Source organism: Methanobacterium alkalithermotolerans, assembly GCF_018141185.1.
Lineage (GTDB): Archaea > Methanobacteriota > Methanobacteria > Methanobacteriales > Methanobacteriaceae > Methanobacterium_F > Methanobacterium_F alkalithermotolerans.
The window spans coordinates 730212-749317 of record NZ_CP058560.1; the positions used below are offsets into that span (position 1 = coordinate 730212).

Consider the following 19106-nt stretch of genomic DNA (forward strand, 5'->3'; position numbering starts at 1 on the left):
TGGTGATAAAAATGAGAATTCAAATTGAACTGGAAGGTAAGGGAAAGGCAATAGCTCAATTAGATGAAAGAAATCCAGAAACTGCCACTAAAATATTTGAAAGCCTTCCTATGGAAGGAAGAGCACTTCTCTGGCTGGAAGAAATATATTTTGATATTCCCCTTACCCTGGATTATGAAAATCCATCTAAGACTGCAGAACCAGGAGATATTTCTTACTGGCCTCCAGGTTTTGCTTTTTGCATATTTTTTGGTTCTACCCAACCCTATTCTGAAGTTAATCATATAGGGAAAGTGGTTGAAAATCTGGAATTATTATTCGAAGTCCGTGAAGGAGATAGAATAATATTAAAACCCTTAAAATGAGTTAAATCCTAAAATTGAAATATTAATCCACATGTAAATTTAATAAAAGATCACATGATAAATAGATTATTATTTTAATAATCCACCGGATTTATGTGCTGATAGAGGGTGTCTCTTTGAGCAGGTATCCTATCCAAATCTTTAATTATTCGTATTAATTCTTCAGGATCTGTTCTTTCACCATACGAAGCTCCTGCAGATTTAGAAATATTTTCTTCCCCCAGTGTGCCACCCATATCATTGGCCCCAGCCATCAGACATATCTGCGAAAATTTAAATCCCAATTTAACCCATGAAACCTGGATATTTTTTATTGATTCGTGAAACATCAACCGGGCCACAGCATAAAGCTTTAAGTCCTGGGCACCTGTACTTCCTGGTCTGGCTAACCCCTGTTGATAAATAGGGGCTTTTTGATGCATGAAAGTTAGTGGAACAAATTCTGTAAAACCATGGGTTCTGTTTTGAATATCCCTTAATATGCTCAAGTGTTCCACCCGGTGCTCCAGACTTTCCACATGACCATACATCATGGTGGAAGTGGTGGGAACTCCTAACTTATGTGCCGTTTCAATTACTTCTATCCACTCGGATGTATTTAGTTTTCCCGGGCAGATTACTTTTCGTACATCATCATTTAGAATCTCTGCTGCAGTTCCGGGCATTGATCCTAAACCTGCTTCTTTTAATATTTTTAAAGTTTCATCAATACTAAGTCCAGATTTTTGGGAGCCATAATAAATCTCCATAGGAGAAAAGGCATGCAAGTGAACATCTCCCAGTTCATTTTTAACACTTTTTAGAATGTTTTCATAAAAATAAGCATCAACATCAGGATGCAGTCCACCCTGAATGCATATCTCCCTGGCACCTGCTTCAACTGCTTTTTTTGCTCTTTTTACCATATCCGGAACTTTCAAAAAATAAGATTGCTGGTGGTTTTGGTCTGTTTTAAAGGCGCAAAACCCACATGTTCCAGAACATATATTGGTGAAGTTAATATTCCAATTTTTAATAAAAGTTACCTCATCTCCAACCAATTGCTGCCTTATAATATCTGCCGTGATTAATAAAGCATTATAATCATTTCCTGTGACATTTAAAAGGTATAATGCATCTTCTGAAGAAATAGGGCCTTTTAATGCTCGTTCTAAAATTTGCTCAGTACGGGGTTTAATATTCAGCTTACCCAACATGAGAATTGATATCTGGTTCTATATCTTTAAAAGTTTTGGTTTGATGAAGATATCTATTGCCCATACATTAAGTTGAGAATTATGCTTTCAGACTCAATAATTACCGATAAATTTAAATATATTAGAGTCCTAGGTAAATTTGGAGGTGAAATTATGGCCGAATTACCTATTGCACCAGTAGGCAGAATCATAAAAAATGCCGGTGCACAAAGAATCAGCGACGATGCAAAGGAGGCTTTAGCAAAAGCTCTGGAAGAGAAAGGTGAAGAAATCTCCCGGAAAGCTGTCGAACTTGCAAAACACGCTGGAAGAAAAACTGTCAAGGCTAGCGACATTGAAATGGCCGCTAAACAATAATTTTAGCGCCTATTTCAATTTTTTTTAATTTTACTCTTTTTATTTTTTAAAAAAATGTATTTTTATTAATATGATTCTTTGGATTTGTTTTTATACCCCTAAAGAACCCCTTCATTTTCAGATTTTATTTTCATTATATGAATGATGATTTATTTATCCTAAAATCCAAAAATTGAAGTACTTTCCTATTAAATTAAGATTTAATAGACATATTTATTTATATATCTATTTTAAATTAATACGACCTTAAAGGAGAATATTTATGAGCAATATAGAAAATTTAAAAGAAGCATTCTCAGGAGAATCTCAAGCAAACCGAAAGTATCTGGCTTTTGCTAAAAAAGCAGACCAGGAAGGATATCCTCATATCGCACGGCTTTTTAGAGCAGCTGCTGCAGCAGAAACCGTGCATGCCCATAACCATTTAGATGCAATGGGTGGTATTAAAAGCACTGAAGAAAACCTGAAAACTGCAATTGAAGGTGAAATTGCAGAATTTGAAGAAATGTATCCTGATTTTATTGAAGAAGCTAAAGAAGAAGGGAATAAACAGGCTGAGTGGACTTTTGATGTAGCCAACCAGGTGGAAAAAATTCATGCCCAGCTCTATCAAAAAGCTCTGGAAAATATAGAATCAAAGGTAATGGTTGATTACTATGTTTGCAACTGGTGCGGGAATACAGTAGAAGAAAAACCACCGGAAAAATGCCCCATCTGCAATGCCCCTGTTGAAGAATTTTTAAAAGTAGATTAATTCATTAATAATTAAAATTTTTCTTATTTTTTCTTACTGTTTTGTTATTTTTTAGGATTAAGAGAATAATGATATAACCATCAGCAATACTCACCCCCCAACTCCTCATTATAAATCAATAACAATACAACCCTGCATAATATTTATATTACGGATTATTAAATTGTAGAAGTAGTACTATCTATTTATTTTGGTTGCAGTATTCTGTAAATAAAGTTATAGTTAGATTTGATGGAAAATTAGTCATCTTTTTTAATTCATATAAAATTTAAAATAAATTAAATTATATCTAAATAAATATTTTTAAAGAGTCCTGGTTTTCTAGGAAAAAATTTCTAACATTATTAAAGGTATTAATAGATTTAATAATAAATTAGTATAAAATAAAAGATTTAATCCATTTGAGGGAAAAGGTTATATAGGAATACAGCTATAACCTAGATGGACGCCCTTTAGGGCCGGTGGTCTAGGGGTATGATACCTCCCTGACACGGAGGTGATCACGAGTTCGAATCTCGTCCGGCCCATTGCCGTGGTAGTTCAGTTGGGAGAACGCCAGACTGAAGATCTGGATGTCGCTGGTTCAAGTCCGGCCCACGGCATTTAATATAGGTTTTATTTTAAAAATAAATTTAAATTATATAAATTCAATTTTATAATAAGATTAATAGATGCTTTTGTAGTGGTATGTTAAATCATAAGTACTTATTTTAAACTAATCTTAGATATGAATCATTATCTATTTATTATCCATTATTTGAAGCCTTTAAATAGGTACTGGTAGAATCACTGATTTCTAAATGGATAAATTCCCCTATTTTTGCATTTTTCACCACTACAGGCATGTAAGAATTAGTTCTACCGATAAAACCGCCCTTTTTTCCTTTTTCTACTATTAAAACTTCCTGAATGGTTCCAATGTATTTAAGGTTATCCTGATTGGTAATTTCAGTTTTAATTTTTTCAATCATTTTAGAACGTTTTTTAAGTTCTTTGAATTCAATTTCATCTAGATTAGATGATTCAGCTAAATATCTGTGTTTGTATTTAGATAAATGGACGAAATTGGGTTTAATCTCTTTTAAGAAGTCGCAGGTATGTTGAAATGCCTTTTCATCTTCTGTAGGATAAGCCACGATAATATCTGTAGCCAGGGTTATTTCCGGTATTTCCCTTCTAAATTTATTAATAATATCTTTATATTCATTTACTGTGTGGCAACGGTTCATATCTTCCAGAACCTGATTACTACCGCTTTGGATAGGGATGTGAATAAATTTGTAAACCTTGTTCGATTTAAATGAATCTATCAAGCCTTCTACATCATCCATCATGCTTTTAGGATGCATCATGCCAATCCTGAGACGGAAATTACCATCCAGAGCAGTTATTTCATTTATTAAATCTGAAAGTTTTTCACCAGTATCTTTCCCATAAGCTGCTGTATCCTGAGCAGTTAATTGAATCTCCACACATCCTTCCTGGATTGCTTGACGGGCTTCTTCCACAATTAATTTACTGGGATAACTCTGTAATCCTCCCCGGGCAAAACGGGTGCAGCAGTAAGTGCACTTACCCATACATCCTTCACAGATCTGGATAATATGAATCATAGGATTGGAACGAATTTTTGGGAGTCCTGCTTTACATCCAGACGATATTCCAGTAAGATGATCATTTTTACCATCAAGAACTGATTTAACCAGTTGAGTTATTTTTTGAATTTGATGGGGGCCTATCCATCCTGCTTCAGGTGCAATTCGGGATAATTTATCTGGTTCAATTTCCACCATGCACCCCCCTACAATTAACTTTTTTTCTGGAAAATCTTTTTGAATCTTCTTTATGCGGTTTATAACTTTGTGTTCTGTGGGATGTTTCACATAACAGGTGTTTATAATAATCACCTGAGCATCTTCCACATTAGAAACCACATTTATATTTTCTGTAGACAGAATTCCGGCCATGATTTGGGAATCAGCCTGATTAAAAGTACATCCAAATGTTTCAATGTAAACTTTCATTTTATCCTCAATTTGACGTTTATTATCTTAAGTTACCTTCCATACTCTAAATAAGGTAGTAAATTAAATACAATGGTAAAAATACCGATATTTATCATTAATAATAGAGGGTTCTCTAAAAAATTAGATAAAAAGTAACCTGAATCTCTGATTTTTAGAAATTCAGGAAAAAAATGAGAATGATGAAATATCTTATCCGGTTATATTACCAGCCATATTCACCTATGAGTGGTACAAATGCCACTCCACCTAAATTCTTAGATTTAAATTTGTTTTCGCCAATTTTATCAATGATTATTAACTCCTGATTATAGTTAGAGGACCCCACCGGGATTATAAGTTTTCCACCTATCTCTAGCTGATTTTTTAGACTCTCAGGTATATCCGGAGCACCGGCGGTAACATATATCCTGGAAAAGGGAGCATGTGCTGGTAAACCCTTAGTACCATCCCCCACTATAACTGTAACTCTTTTATCATATCCAGTAAGCTTTAAATTTTTTTTAGCTACTTCCGCCAGGGAACTGATCCTTTCTATACTATATAAATGGCCTTCTTCGCCAATTATCTCTGCCACAATAGCGGCATTATATCCAAATCCGGTACCTATCTCCAAAACATTCATTCCCTTCTTTAAATCAAGTTTTTCAGAAATGATGGCTACCATATGAGGGGCAGATATGGTTTGACCCTCACCAATAGGTAAGGGCTGATCTAAATAAGCTCGTGATTGGAATTCCTCTGGTAAAAATTCCTCCCGGGGGACAGTTTCCATGGCTTTTTTGACTGATGGTGAGCGGATAATCCCGTAACTTTCTAATCGAGCCACCAATTCTTTCCTTGGTAAAGACAATTCTGATTTCATATAATCCCTTAAAATGTAAGTGATTGAATCTTAGCTTTCTAAAGTGGAAGATTTGACTATTTTGCTGGTCAAATCCTGATTGAATGTGTTAGATTTAAAAGGTCTCCCATAAATTCTTTTAATTATTCCTGCATTTGCAGAACCTTTTCTCATCTTCCGATCCATGGTTTTTAATGATTTAATTTTAAATATGGTATTTTCTATTTTCACTAGATCTCCTATATTAAATATAAAATCCCGTTCTACTTCCACTTTATAAGATGATATTCTTCCATGAAAATCAACTGAAATTCCAACCCGGGCCAGAGTATCGAGAGAAGATCCCCATATAGTATCTAAATCACTTACAATACTTTTTGAAACTCTTGAACCTTTTTTAGTCTCCAGTGAAGTAATTTCAACCCTGATTTCACCTAAGGGAAGCACATCCCCTACCTTTAATAATTCATCAGGATAAACTTCCACAAAGTCTTTATATGATTTTTCATGTTCACTGACAATAATGCGGAATTTAATAGGTTTATTATGACTTAATTCATTTCTATAAACCGTCTGACACTCTTTGCATTTTAAAAGTAGTTTCTCAATAAATTTGGATTTAGATGTCTCTTTTTTAGATTTTAATACTTCATAAGAATCAGATCCACATATGGGACATTTCATTTTATATTACTCCCTATAAATCAATTGAGTAGTGTATCGTAGATTTATCTATAATAGATATATTTATCTTCAATTTATAAAAATATTTAATAAAATTATGGTTTTTTTTGTAGAAAATGATCCACTAACCCCCCATTTTGAAGAATTTCCAGCATGAATTTTTTAAAGGGTTCTATTTGAAAAGTTTTATTGGTAGTTAAATTTAGAATTTCACCTTTTTCCAGGTCAATTTGTATTTTTTCCCCTTCACGTACTTCAATATCTGCAACAATTACAGGAAGCCCAATATTAATAGCATTCCGGTAGAAAATTCTTGCAAAGGACCGGGCGATTATAGCAGAAACACCTGCATGTTTTAATGCCACTGGAGCCTGTTCCCTGGAAGATCCACATCCGAAATTCCATTCAGCAACTATTATGTCACCTTTATCCACTTTATCTGCAAATTCATCCCTTACTCCTTCCATGACATGTGATGCTAGATCATCCAGACTAAAAGTTCTTAAATAACGGCCAGGGATTATAACATCCGTATCGATGTTATCTCCAAATTTCCATACTTTTCCAGTAATTGGTTCTATCATAAAATTGCTCCTTAAGTAGTGACTAGTAAAAAATTTATAAGTAGAATTAGTATGTGAAAATAGTAACTTACTTCCAATTTTTTTTTAAAGATTGTAATGTTAAGTGGTCAATGATTTTTAATTCTGAAAAGTTAAGAATAAATATGATTTATTTAACTTTACTTAAATAATCTTAGTGCAATAAAAAGATATATAAAATTATCACCGTTTACGGTGATTAGAATTTCTAAAGAGTATATTATACCATGCGCGAACCAGTATTTTGAGGTTGGGTAACTACAATATGGCAATTCATATCCTCAGTAGCATCCTCAATCACTTTAATTATTTCTCCAGGATTATTATCAGTAATAGCATAAGTAGTAGGCCCAAAAGAGCTCATACCAGCACCAGCAGCACCAGCTTCCAGCATAGATTCAATAATTTCACTGATTAAGTTAGGCTGAAGTTTTCTTTCAATCTTTTTAAAGCCAATGTTCTGGATAGCATTTATAGCTTCTCCAAAATCATCCAGATCATGTTCCAAAACAGCAGGCATCATCTTCATCAGGATGATATGGGAAAGAGTTTCAACTTCCCTCAGAGGAATGGGGCAATAATTTTGAAAAATATTGACTTCTTTAGAACCTGAAACCCATTCTTTAGTATCAGGTATGGCCAGAACCAATTTCCAATCTTGGGGAAAATCATAACGTGCAATTAATGGTGGAGGTGATGCATTGGATGCTGAAGAAGGGAGAAAACCTGTTTTTTCTTTTATCTTATGGCCTCCATCCACAATAAACCCCCCATGACTAAAGGCACCAACCCCAATACCGGATGTGCCTCCCCGGCCCACCACCTGACCCATTTTATTAGTTTCCAATTCCAGTTGATGGAGTTCGGTTATTAATTTAGCAGTGGCCAGAGATATTTGGGTACCTGATCCTAGTCCAGAATGGGCCGGATATGTTTTTAATACAGTAAAAACAAAACCACCATCAAGATTAAAGTATTGAATAGTATTTGAGGCAGCTTTTATAATCTTTTGAGTGTATTCCTCCATCAATTTTGAATCCAGATTTTTAGAATCCTCAAAATTTACCTGGATACCCTGATCTATCATTTGAGCTTTGATGACTAATTGGGGGTCTTTGATGGTGATTCCCACCCCACCATCCATTCTACCCCGGGATCCATTTAAATCAATTAGAGTTAAATGTAGTCGGGAATGAGTTTCAATAATCAATTAAACAACCATGATAATTTAATTATCCTTTAAGGGGATAGAAAATTCCTTTTCAACCTCTTGTCGATAAATGGAATTCATTGTGCAGAAGGGTATGATGCGTCCATCAGGTAATGCATAGTGAATAACACATCTTTTTACACGATCTTCATCAAAATTCCAGGGATCCATAAAGTGCATACAAGAAATTAAGAGAGTTTTATGATGGAAATCGCCTAAAGATTTGTAAGATCTGTCTTTAAAAACAGACGTCAGAATGTTTTTAATATCCACTGATTCCGGGGCCTCACTACGATCAATGGTACGGGGTAACTCCAGGGTAGCCCTGGCTACAGATTTTGCTTTACCTGTAATTCCCCCATTTTTAATATCCCCGGTGCTTTTTTCCAGAAGTTCAAAGAACCTGTCCACATCCACAAAACGAGTTATAGGGATTATATCACCATTATCAATGAAAATGTAGGTTGCTGTACCGCAGTGCTGGTGGCAGGTAAAGGTAACCTGGGGTTCATCCTCCAGAACCTGTACAAATTCAGATATGGAATGTACCGAAGAAGCAGGATAGAAATCATCCAGGGCAATTTTAGAGTTAGTCTGTTTTTCAACCATTTTCTGAAAATCAGGTATGGTCACTCTCTGGGCCTCTACCTGATCCGCAGGAGTTCTTCCTGCAAACGAAACAGGCTGGAAATTAACACCACGAATAATATCCAGGTTATCCACTGCAAAACGAATAATATCCCCTATTTGATTATCATTTATCCCTTTTACTATGGTAGGAACTAAAACTATACCTAAATTAGCTTTTCGACAATTTTCAATGGCATCAATTTTAAAAGGCAGTAAATTTTTTCCCCGATTATTTATATAGGGTTCTTCAGTTATTCCATCAAATTGAAGATAAATTGTATTTAATCCTGCTTCTTTTAAATCTTTGGCCAGTTCAGGTCTCTTAGCCAGTCTGATACCATTAGTTGCAATTTGAGTATGGCTGAATCCTTCTTCCTTGGCCAGCTTTATCAAATCCACAATATCCTTTCGTATGGTGGGTTCTCCTCCAGCATACTGAATAGCCGGAGTAGGGACTGGCTTATTACTTCTCAAATTCCGGAGCATCTGCCTTATTTCTTCATAAGTGGGTTCGTATAAATATTTAGAAACCGCTGCATTGGCAAAGCAAACCGGACATTTTAAATTACATCTATTGGTAACATCAATAAGGCCTAAAATAGTATGACTTTCATGATCAGGGCAGATACCACAATCCATCGGACAGTTTTTGTCAATGTCGGTATGAGGATTTTTTAAGCCTTTACCCACATAATCACAATCTTCAGCTTTCCTGTAAATATCACTATCGCTCCAATAAACATTGTTAAAAGAACCATGTTCCGGGCATTCTTTTTTTATCATGACCTTGCCCTGTTCCTCATAAACTTCTGCATCCAGTGGTTTTAAGCATTCAGGACAGAGACTTTTTGTCTTTTTGATAACCATAATTTCACCCAAATATATTTAATATAAAATTATAAATCATATAAATCAATTTTATTCATCGTTGTAACATGGAAATAATTTCATCGATTTCGTCGATTTCCGGAGGTAAATAATGAATCCAGATATAATCAATATTTTGAATATGATTGCCTATGTAATATACTTTATGCTGCCTGCTTATCTAGCAAATGTCAGTGCATTAACCTTTGGCGGTGGGGTTCCCCTTGACTTTGGACATGATTTTAGAGATGGTAGGAGAATATTAGGTGATGGTGTAACCTGGAGAGGAACCATTATAGGTACATTAATTGGAACTTTAATTGGTCTTATACAGGGAATAATTTCAGGAAATATTCTGCAGGGCCTGCTTTTAGGATTTACTTTAGGAGCCGGAGCGTTATTAGGAGATGCAGCAGGTAGTTTTATTAAGCGCCGGTTAAATATTAGTCGCGGAAGGCCCGCTCCGATATTAGATCAGTTAGATTTTGTGGTAGGTGCTTTGTTATTATCTTCTTTAATTGTGCCCCTGGAACCAGTTTTAATACTTTTAGTACTCTTAATTACCATCATACTCCATCTTTCTGCCAATATACTGGCCTATAGTATGGGGATTAAAGAGGTATGGTATTAAAATTTATATTAATTTGAATAATTAAATTTCATTTTAAACAAAAAATCTTTTTAAACATAATTTCTTTTTATTAGGAATGAATCCAGATTTATTGATTTTAAGTGAATAATCATCCCTAGAAAAGCACTAATCAAGAGGAAGTGAAATCCTGATCCTGTAAGAACTCCTCCATCATCAGAGCCGTTCCCACTGCAGGTGCAACCACACATTCCTCTGGAGTTAGAAATTCATCCATGGTTACTACATTCATCCGGGCCATTTGTGCTGCTGGAGATGCCAGAACATCCATTCCCAGGCCCGTGGCAACCACCCTCTCCATAAATTCTATATCGCCTACTTCTTGTATGGCTTCTGCTATATTTGACGTCTGTTTATGGTGTAAATATGCGCATATGGAAATTATATCAGATTTAGACAAAATATCCAGATCTCCACAAAGTATTCGTGCAATACGTCTCATAGAATCTTCACTGGTTTTTCCCGCCCGATCAGGAGTATCACAGATGTAATCTTTGGGATTTATATTCCCCAGCACGTTATGTACATCAGCTGAAATGGCAAAAAGTTCAGAAGAAACCCGAAACCATCCCTCATCCAGAGGTACTTTATCTGTAATTGTTGCCACATTGCTCCGCAGGGTTCCAGTATAAACCAGTTCACCTGTTCCCAGTCTTTCCAGGTCAGATCTACCCTTAGCACATTCTGAACCATTTTTAATAGGTATTATGTCAGTAGTGGTACTTCCTACATCCACCATTATACAATCAGAATCCATTATAGCTGCTATCTGTGAAGTAGCAATCCAATTAGCAGCAGCTACTTTCAAAGGATCTTTAAATACCTGGGAAGGCTTCAGAATACCTTCCAGTCCTACAAAACCCAGAGGTACTGAAAAAGTGTTTTTTACCTTTTTTAATATATCCAGTACTCCCTCACGTTTCGTCTGATAAGCATCCACCAGTTCGGCAGTCATGCAAACTCCCACAGCGTCGATATCATTTAATTCGTCCCCTAGAAGTTTAAGAAGGGAATGACTCAATTCGTCTTTTTTTTCCCACATAGGGAGGTAGCAGTAATCCACATGGATATTTCCCATGTCCCCGTCAGTATCAAAATCTATTATGGCCAGGTCAGTATTGGCTCCACCTATGTCAAATCCTGCAATCTTCATTATTTCACCGATTGTGATATTTAATTATAATATGTTTATTTTAAATCCCAGTTATTGAATTTGTCATGTGAATCACGAAATATCATAATTTTCCTGAATCATCTCTTAATAAAAAGTTAGAAGTTTTACCAAAAATCATTTTTGATTTGTAATAATCAGATTATTGCCACTTTTTTCTAAAAATATCTTTCCTTTACAATTTAAATCTTCAGGGAGTATTCCTTTTACTGCATCAAGTATAGCATGCCCCATATTAACGGAAGATAACTTTCTAATAGCCACAAAAGGAGTAGTTAATCTGGAATTGATTTCCAGTATATGCACCTGATTATTTAAAATCAAATCAACACCCACATATCCTTTAAGGCCATCCACAGACTCAACAGCTTTTTTAGCAACTTCTAAAGCTTCTTTAGCAAGTTCATGGTCCCAGGGAACTTCCGCGCCATGATATTCCATTCCGTTTCCAATGAATTCTATTTTTTGCCGATTTAAAGTCAGAGGAAGTGCTTTATCCCCGGTGGATAATAGACTCACACTGCAGGATTCCCCTTCTACAAAGTCCTGTAATAGAGCATAAGGTAAAAAAGTATTCAATGATTCAACAGCCTTTTTTAAATCTTCAAAGGAGTGAACAATCTTAATTCCCTGGCAGGCCACCCCATCAGCGGGTTTAAAGACCATTTTTTTGTTTTTAATTAGTAGAGCATATTTTTCCTGATTTTCAGGGCATTTAAAGTCTTCCAGGATTATTTTATAAGTATTTATAACTGGAACATGTTTTTTGAGTATAGAATATGTTTTAAGTTTATCAGAACAATTCAAAACTGCCTGGGAAGTTGAACCATAAACCTGAACTCCCCGCTCTTCCATAATTAGGGTTAGTTCATATAATTCCATGTCTTCTTCTGCAGCAACAAAAAGACAGCCATCATATGCACTGATATTTTTGGTTATCCATTGCCTTAAATCTTCTTTTAAGATTATTGGTTGGGCGGATTTCCATTTTTCAAGGTATTCCGGGCTTAAAAATTTTTCAGATATGAGATAATGTATTTTAAAGTCTTGAAAATCTTCTAGCAGACCTTCCAGCATGGCCTGGCCTTCTGCCAAAAGTGAAGGATCATTGAAACCAGAGGCGGTAGCATATTCAAAAATCAATAAATTCAAGGTCTACCTACTCCCTTAAAAATAACTCCATTTTTTTTAAATTCTGCCGGGTCCAGTATAGGGCGTGTGCAGATTAAAATTGAGTTTTTAATCATTTCAGGAGTAATTTGACGGTAGATATCGTGGTCTGTCATTAAAACCACACAATCACAGTTCAAAGCGTCTTCAAAAGCAACACTTACTCCTCCCATATTTTTTATGGTATTCTCTTCAACAAAGGGATCATGTACCAGAACCTCCGCTCCTTTCTGGATTATATCCCTTATAAACGGTTCAGCTGGAGTTTCTCTAGCATCTGCCACATTGCCTTTATAAGCCACCCCCAGCAGACCTACTTTTGAATCTATTAAACGTTTTCCACATGCTTCCAGGGATTCTTTTACCAGTCCCGCCACATGATGAGGCATGAATTCATTTATTTCCCGGGCAGTTTCAATTAGTCGGGCAGGATAACGGCCTTCTTTTGCCATTTCCACAATGAAATAAGGGTCAATAGAAAGACAGTGCCCACCAACCCCCGGACCAGGATTATGTATATTAACCCGGGGGTGATAATTTGCAGCATTTATAGCGTGGATAGCATCAATGCCCAGTGATTCACATACTAGGGCCAGTTCATTGGCCAGTGCAATATTGGTATCCCGGTAAGTATTTTCCATGAGCTTAACCATTTCGGCTGTTACCAGATTTTCAACAGTTATAACCTCTCCCTTAGTAATTTTACCATATAATGCTGCTGCTTTTTTTGCACTCTTCTGATCTACTCCCCCAATAACCCGGGCATTATGAGTCATTTCATATAAAGTGTTTTGAGGTAATGCCCTTTCAGGAGTATAAGCCACCCCAAAATCTTTGGAAGCCTTAAGACCACTTTTTTCTAATAAGGGAATTATGATATTTTGACAGGTATGGGGAGGGATAGTGCTTTCAATAATTACCAGATCATCCTTATTTAAAACTTTAGCTATGCTTTCACAGGCAGAAATAACTGCTGAAAGATCTGAGCATTTATTTTCATCAACAGGGGTAGGAACTACCACTATCATCACATTAGAATCTTTTACTAAGGTAGAAATACCATTATCTGCACTTAAAAGGCCTTTTTTAACTACATTCTCTACCAGTTCATCGAGTCCAGGTTCCATAATTGGTGATTTCCCATCGTTGACCATGGAAACTGTTTCTGAGTTTATATCAATTCCCACCACTTTATATCCGTTATCAGCGAATAATGCAGCAGTTGGTAGTCCCATATGGCCTAAACCAAATAATGCGATTCTGATTTTTTCTTCAGTCATTTTTTCCCCTATTTTTATAAATTAATCACTACTTTAATGATTATACTGAGGGTGGATTAAGTCCACATAGTTTAAATGAAATATTATCAGATTTTTATTCACCTGATGATTATTAAACATCTGAAATTATCTATCTTCTACAGATAAAATCTAAAATCTAATTTTTCTTTCTTAAGTTAAGAGTAACCTTGATTTATAAATATTCATCAAATAAAACCAATTTATTATATAAATTTAACTCCGGGTAAGGAAACTTTGGTTCCCCCTTATCATAAATTAACCTCAAAAGGGCATTTCTGGATTTTTCAAATTCTAAAACCGTTATTTTTTCATTAATAACTTCTGATTTACGGTTAAATGAACCCATTATATCTTCAGGTGGTTTAATAGTAAGGTTACCCTCATGAAATTCCTTTAAAGTAACATCCAATATTTTTTGAGATGATTTTCCATCACCATATGGATTAGGAGCATTTTTCATTTTATTCCGGGCTTCTTTATCTCTATTGATTTTTCGGGCTGCTTTTATAATTTTTTCCTTTTGAGCACCTACCAGGATGTTTCCCCCGGCATGAACTGTCTCCGGACGTTCAGTATTATATCTTAATGTTAAGCAGGGAACATCGAGAGTGATGGCTTCTTCCTGAAGTCCGCCTGAATCTGTAAGAATTATGTGGGACTTACTTAACAATAAAAGGAAATCCAGATAACCTGCTGGTTTAATTAGTTTTATGTGAGGAGTATTCATTAACCGGGAATAAAGGCCGAATTTTTCCAAATTTTTACGGGTTCGAGGATGTATAGGGAAAATAATTGTAAATTCATTCAGTTCTATCAAAGCCTGTACAATACTGTTTAATCTTTCAAAATCATCCACATTTTCTGCCCGGTGCATGGTAAGAGTAAGGACATTTTCTGCTTCAGGAATAAGAGAATCCTTGCTTTTTTTTTCAGCAATTTTTAAGTTACGTAAACAGGCATCAACCACAGTATTGCCGGTTATAAATATTTTTTTGGGATTTATACCCTCTGAAATAAGATTTATAGCAGATTCTTCTGTGGGAACATAATAAATTTCTGAACAAACATCCGCCACCATCCGGTTAATTTCTTCAGGCATAGTTTTATCAAAAGATCTTAAACCTGCTTCCACATGTCCTACTGGAATATGTAGTTTAGATGCCACCAGAGAACCAGAAAGAACCGCGTTTGTATCTCCCTGAACCATTACCAGGTCTGGTTTTTCTTCTTTTAAAACTTTTTCAATACCTTTCATCATTTCAGAAGTCTGTTCTGCATGAGAACCAGATCCTACTCCAATGTTAAAGTGAGGCTCTGGCAATTCCAGATCTAAAAAGAATTGATTTGACATTTCATGATCATAGTGTTGACCGGTATGTATCATGGAGAATTCTATATTTCTTTTTTTAATTTCGTCAATGACCGGAGCCATTTTAATTATTTCTGGCCGGGTCCCAATTATGATGGCGATTTTCATGATAATCAACTTTTTTTGATAAATAAATTATAATAAGTAAATAATAGATTAAAAATTATCAATCCACTGGTTTTCGTTTCCTTTTAGCCCGATACTCATCAATAACTGTCAAGAGCTTTTTTTCTTCCTCTTTTTTTCTTTGCTCTTTTAGTTTACTATTCCATTTTGCAATTTCATTATTTAAAGTTTCAGCTTTAATAATGGCAAATTCATCTACCATTCGTAGTTGCAGTTTATCTGCATTTATAACCGGTATATCTTCTTTTTCAAAAACTTCTCTAGCAGTATGGGACATTTGATCAGTTATTATTATAGCCTTTAGTCCTATATCTACCAGTACCGAAGCAGTATTAGAACCTCCCCCCCGTGAGGTTTTGAGTAAAATTACATCACCTTTTTTGATTTTCCAGTACTCACCAGCTTCTTTTATACCTTCTTTAGTAAATGATTTCACTATTTTAACTGGAACATCATTTTTCGAAATTTCCATGCTTCTGATTTTATGAATGGATTTTAAATTTTCTTCCAATCGTTTACGGTGAGATTTTTCCTCTTTATACTGGTTAATCAATTTTTTTATTAATTCTATCTTAGAAGAAAGCTCTTTATTAAGTAAAATATCCTTAGAATAGTCCTGGTGAACTTTATCTATCCTGGATTTAAGTTGGGATATCTCTTTTTTATTTCTTTGAATTTTATTTCTGGAGATTTTATTTTTATCCCTTAAATTTTTTATAATTCCTTCCTGTTTTTTTATCTGCTTTTCCTGAGTCTTAATTCTCTTTTTCAATTTCAATATGAATTCCGAGCTTTCAGGAAGAGATATATTATTTTCATCTGTTTTTGAAGTAGCATAATCCGGATAAGTATGAGGAGGTAAAATGTCCTCCGGTGATTTTTTAGATAATGGTGATTTTATTTCATTCCTTTGCTTATCCATAGCATTAAAACTATTTTTATCCCCTGAAACTTCGTTTATAGCCTTAGTAATAGGAGTCCCACTTATAAACAGGCTTTTGATTTTATCCATTTCTTCCGGATTTAAATCCATTTCACTGGTCTTCTTTTCAATTTGATTGAGCTTTTTTTCATAATTTTTGTAGGTTTTTATTGCTGCAGCAAGTGCGTCCCTTTGATGGGCATTTTCAATAACCTGACCTGGAGAAAGAGTCTTTATAAAAGAATCAACCAGTTCTTTTTTTGATTCAACACTCATAATCTTAGAGGGAGCGTAAATTTTGGAATTCAATGCGGTTGCTAATTTTTTCACAGATTTAGGAATGGGATAAACATCAGTGGCCACAATTAACGCCCTTCCAAATGATATAATGTTATTAATTACCTCTGCTTTAGATATCTCTTTAAAACTGGAGAGGAATAGAAGATTTCCAGAAAGATCTATTATGGCAATACCTACCGTTAAACCAGGATCGAATCCCACAATTATCCATGGATCTTTACGAAAAAAAGAACTTTTTTCCAGGTTATCCGGCTTATCTTTTAATAAATCATGTGAAACTCCATTATTATCTAAATTAAGAGCTTTATTTTTGTTTAAATCCCTTTTAAAAAAATTATTATAGTATAGCAGGTTAATTTCCTCCATCCCGCAGAATAATTAAATTATCCCGGTAACCTATTATCTATTATTTAAATCATACAGGAAATTATTTATCCTTTTCTAAGAATTAAAATAATTTTTATTAATCACCCATAAAACTTCAGTTTATTTTACTTAATGCCCCCTTAAAACTACATCAACCCATTAAAGCTATTAAGAAAGCTACTGAAATTTTTTTTGTACCCTGCCTAGCTAAAATTAAAGATTATTTTTTTTCCTGAAGTTCTATCATATTCTGGAGCATGGATTGCTCTACCATAGCCTGATTGAATGTTTTTTCAAATTCTTCCTTTAATGTGGATATAAATAAGTCAACAGCATATTTATCATAACGAAATTTAAGGTTTTTATATTCAACGTCCATTAAAATCAGTCCAGAGGACGACATGGGCTTTAAACCAGGCGAATAGTGGGGGTTTAAATACTCTGGAATCCTTTCCGGATCAATTTCACCTTTTCCACATTGATAAAGCACCATTATCATCTTTCGGACCATTTTCCAGAGAAAACTCTGCCCTACCACATCAACAATTATTGTCTGTCCATTTTTAGAAATATTTATACTTTCCACAGTTCTAATGGGATTTCTCTCACTTCTTTTTGAAAAATTAAGAAAATTATGGGTGCCCACCATATACTCTGAAGCTATTTGCATTTTAGTAATATCCAGCCCTTCAAAATCAACCATAATATATCGATAATATCTCCTAAGAGCATATCTGGGTCTGAAACCAAAATGAACCGGTGCTTTTGCAATAAACTGCACTTCGGAAGGTAAGGCCTTGTTGATTTGATTGATTCTTATTTCTTTTTCACTTCTAAAGGCCACCACATTGCCCATAGCATGTACCCCCTTATCTGTTCTTCCTGCTATGGAGAAACCAGATGCATCAGGACTTTCTATAAGTTCTATTTCCTGAAGGGCTTTAATAATTTCCCCTTCCACGGTGGGTACATCAGCCTGTCTTTGGAAACCACTAAAATTAGATCCAATATAGGCAACCTTCAAAGCGACTTTTCTCAATTTAGAACCTCAGGATATTTATAATATTATAATATTTTAAAGTATTTTCAGTAGAATAATAATATTTTAAGTTATCTAAGTGCCATTAATCTAATTAATTATAATCTTATGAGATAAGTATATCCTCATAATAAATCATTAGTAATATTGCTAATAAATATCTTTCATAATACGCTAATTACAGGAGTTTTATAATGAACAGGATCTGGGGTTATATAAGCGGAATTCTGGCCATGTTTTTTTTTGGAATATCCAGTCCTATTAATAAGATAATGCTCTATGAAATGGACCCCCTGGTTATTGCTGCTTTCACCTATTTGATAGCAGGGATATTTCTATTTGCAATACGTTTATCGCCATTAAAAGAAAGAATACTTGATTTTATTAATCACGACTCAAATAGTGAGATTTTTATTTCTAAAAAAGATTATATCATCATCCTGTTAACTGCCATCTTCAGTTCCGTTATTGGCCCTATTGCATTCTTATACGGTTTGAGACAAACCAGTGCCATTGATGCCTCTCTTTTATTAAACACTGAAGTTTTGTTTATTATTTTTATGAGTTTTATCATCTTTAAGGATATCTTAAAGAGAAAAGATGTTTTTGGAATCTTTTTAATTGTATTGGGGGCCATAGTTTTAGCAACTAAAGGAGAATTTGATGAATTATTTGTTAATCAAAATTTCATCGGTAGTTTGCTTATAATAAGCGCTTCCTTTTTCTGGAGCGTGGATACGGTTTTAAGTAAATTTTTAAGTAATAAAAGAGACCTTATTTTAATATCAGCCCTTAAAAGTTCAATTGGAGGATTATTATTATTTTTAATCATCTTAATTATAGGTATTGATATCCTGGTACCTTATGATCTTTTATCCCTGCTCCTATTTACTGCCATTTTCAGTGTGGCTTTAGCCTTTATCGTGCTTTACTTTGCCTTAAGGGAAATCGGATCAAGCAGAGTAGGAGCCATTTTTCCTTTAGCATCTCTTTTTGGATCAGTTTCTGCTTTTCTAATATTAGGAGAATCATTCTCTATTTTAGAAATAATTTTTGGTAGTTTAATGCTTTTAGGAGTTTATATTCTTTACTGGGACCCTAAATTAAAGGGAAATAAAAAACCCCTTGCCCGGGATAATGATAAAAATATTAAATAATTG

At 34.6% G+C, this 19106-nt stretch carries 18 protein-coding genes and 2 tRNA genes; 7 read left to right on the forward strand and 13 right to left on the reverse strand.

Annotated elements, in window-relative coordinates:
• Positions 1 to 11 precede the first annotated feature (11 nt).
• Positions 12 to 365 carry a cyclophilin-like fold protein gene (locus HYG87_RS03445; protein WP_211533835.1) on the forward strand — a complete coding sequence of 118 codons (354 nt, stop codon included), beginning with the start codon at positions 12 to 14 and terminating at the stop codon, positions 363 to 365.
• Between the two features lie 74 nt (positions 366 to 439).
• Here the strand turns inward: HYG87_RS03445 and cofH are convergent, their stop codons facing one another.
• Entirely contained in the window at positions 440 to 1561 is a 1122-nt protein-coding gene (gene cofH / locus HYG87_RS03450; protein ID WP_211533836.1) for a 5-amino-6-(D-ribitylamino)uracil--L-tyrosine 4-hydroxyphenyl transferase CofH, read from the reverse strand.
• Positions 1562 to 1714: 153 nt separating this feature from the next.
• Here cofH and hmtA1 point away from each other — a divergent pair, with 153 nt between their 5' ends.
• The 4 genes from hmtA1 to HYG87_RS03470 all read left to right on the forward strand — a co-directional run bounded on the left by hmtA1 (position 1715) and on the right by HYG87_RS03470 (position 3274).
• Positions 1715 to 1918 carry a histone HmtA1 gene (hmtA1, locus tag HYG87_RS03455; protein WP_211533837.1) on the forward strand — a complete coding sequence of 68 codons (204 nt, stop codon included), beginning with the start codon at positions 1715 to 1717 and terminating at the stop codon, positions 1916 to 1918.
• A gap of 262 nt (positions 1919 to 2180) precedes the next feature.
• Positions 2181 to 2672: a rubrerythrin family protein gene (locus tag HYG87_RS03460; RefSeq protein ID WP_211533838.1), complete on the forward strand. Its 492-nt coding sequence runs from the start codon at positions 2181 to 2183 to the stop codon at positions 2670 to 2672.
• Positions 2673 to 3127: 455 nt separating this feature from the next.
• Positions 3128 to 3199: transfer RNA gene (locus HYG87_RS03465), tRNA-Val, on the forward strand.
• 2 nt (positions 3200 to 3201) lie between these two features.
• A tRNA-Phe gene (locus HYG87_RS03470) sits at positions 3202 to 3274 on the forward strand.
• A gap of 144 nt (positions 3275 to 3418) precedes the next feature.
• On the opposite strand, the gene HYG87_RS03475 is transcribed toward HYG87_RS03470, so the two are convergent.
• The 6 genes from HYG87_RS03475 to tes form a co-directional block, all read right to left on the reverse strand.
• Positions 3419 to 4696, reverse strand: a complete 1278-nt coding sequence (locus HYG87_RS03475; RefSeq protein WP_211533839.1) for a tRNA (N(6)-L-threonylcarbamoyladenosine(37)-C(2))-methylthiotransferase — start codon at positions 4694 to 4696, stop codon at positions 3419 to 3421.
• A 205-nt stretch (positions 4697 to 4901) separates the two neighbouring features.
• Positions 4902 to 5561 (reverse strand): protein-L-isoaspartate(D-aspartate) O-methyltransferase, encoded by a 660-nt coding sequence (locus tag HYG87_RS03480; protein ID WP_211533840.1) that lies wholly within the window; start codon positions 5559 to 5561, stop codon positions 4902 to 4904.
• A 30-nt stretch (positions 5562 to 5591) separates the two neighbouring features.
• A complete protein-coding gene (locus tag HYG87_RS03485; RefSeq protein ID WP_211533841.1) occupies positions 5592 to 6224 on the reverse strand; it encodes an HVO_0476 family zinc finger protein in 633 nt (210 codons plus the stop codon).
• 95 nt (positions 6225 to 6319) lie between these two features.
• Positions 6320 to 6805 carry a homoaconitase small subunit gene (hacB, locus tag HYG87_RS03490; RefSeq protein WP_211534200.1) on the reverse strand — a complete coding sequence of 162 codons (486 nt, stop codon included), beginning with the start codon at positions 6803 to 6805 and terminating at the stop codon, positions 6320 to 6322.
• A 241-nt stretch (positions 6806 to 7046) separates the two neighbouring features.
• Positions 7047 to 8036, reverse strand: a complete 990-nt coding sequence (locus HYG87_RS03495) for a beta-ribofuranosylaminobenzene 5'-phosphate synthase (RefSeq protein ID WP_211533842.1) — start codon at positions 8034 to 8036, stop codon at positions 7047 to 7049.
• Positions 8037 to 8054: 18 nt separating this feature from the next.
• Positions 8055 to 9533 carry a tetraether lipid synthase Tes gene (tes, locus tag HYG87_RS03500; protein WP_211533843.1) on the reverse strand — a complete coding sequence of 493 codons (1479 nt, stop codon included), beginning with the start codon at positions 9531 to 9533 and terminating at the stop codon, positions 8055 to 8057.
• Between the two features lie 112 nt (positions 9534 to 9645).
• Between tes and HYG87_RS03505 the strand changes: the two genes are divergently transcribed.
• Entirely contained in the window at positions 9646 to 10164 is a 519-nt protein-coding gene (locus HYG87_RS03505) for a CDP-2,3-bis-(O-geranylgeranyl)-sn-glycerol synthase (protein WP_211533844.1), read from the forward strand.
• Positions 10165 to 10294: 130 nt separating this feature from the next.
• Here the strand turns inward: HYG87_RS03505 and HYG87_RS03510 are convergent, their stop codons facing one another.
• From HYG87_RS03510 to truA, 6 genes are all read right to left on the reverse strand, one after another.
• Entirely contained in the window at positions 10295 to 11335 is a 1041-nt protein-coding gene (locus HYG87_RS03510) for a hydantoinase/oxoprolinase family protein (RefSeq protein WP_211533845.1), read from the reverse strand.
• A gap of 135 nt (positions 11336 to 11470) precedes the next feature.
• The gene (locus tag HYG87_RS03515) at positions 11471 to 12505 is read right to left on the reverse strand and encodes an ATP-grasp domain-containing protein (protein ID WP_211533846.1); all 1035 of its coding nucleotides are present in this window, start codon (positions 12503 to 12505) and stop codon (positions 11471 to 11473) included.
• Entirely contained in the window at positions 12502 to 13803 is a 1302-nt protein-coding gene (locus tag HYG87_RS03520; RefSeq protein ID WP_211533847.1) for a nucleotide sugar dehydrogenase, read from the reverse strand. Before HYG87_RS03520 ends, HYG87_RS03515 begins: the two co-directional genes overlap by 4 nt.
• A gap of 193 nt (positions 13804 to 13996) precedes the next feature.
• Positions 13997 to 15301 (reverse strand): non-hydrolyzing UDP-N-acetylglucosamine 2-epimerase, encoded by a 1305-nt coding sequence (gene wecB, locus HYG87_RS03525; RefSeq protein ID WP_211533848.1) that lies wholly within the window; start codon positions 15299 to 15301, stop codon positions 13997 to 13999.
• A 58-nt stretch (positions 15302 to 15359) separates the two neighbouring features.
• A complete protein-coding gene (locus HYG87_RS03530) occupies positions 15360 to 16907 on the reverse strand; it encodes a DUF460 domain-containing protein (protein ID WP_211533849.1) in 1548 nt (515 codons plus the stop codon).
• 220 nt (positions 16908 to 17127) lie between these two features.
• Positions 17128 to 17946: a tRNA pseudouridine(38-40) synthase TruA gene (truA, locus tag HYG87_RS03535; protein ID WP_211533850.1), complete on the reverse strand. Its 819-nt coding sequence runs from the start codon at positions 17944 to 17946 to the stop codon at positions 17128 to 17130.
• A gap of 194 nt (positions 17947 to 18140) precedes the next feature.
• On the opposite strand from truA, the gene HYG87_RS03540 reads away from it, so the two are divergent.
• Complete coding sequence (locus HYG87_RS03540; protein WP_211533851.1) at positions 18141 to 19103, forward strand: DMT family transporter; 963 nt, start codon at positions 18141 to 18143, stop codon at positions 19101 to 19103.
• Positions 19104 to 19106 lie beyond the last annotated feature (3 nt).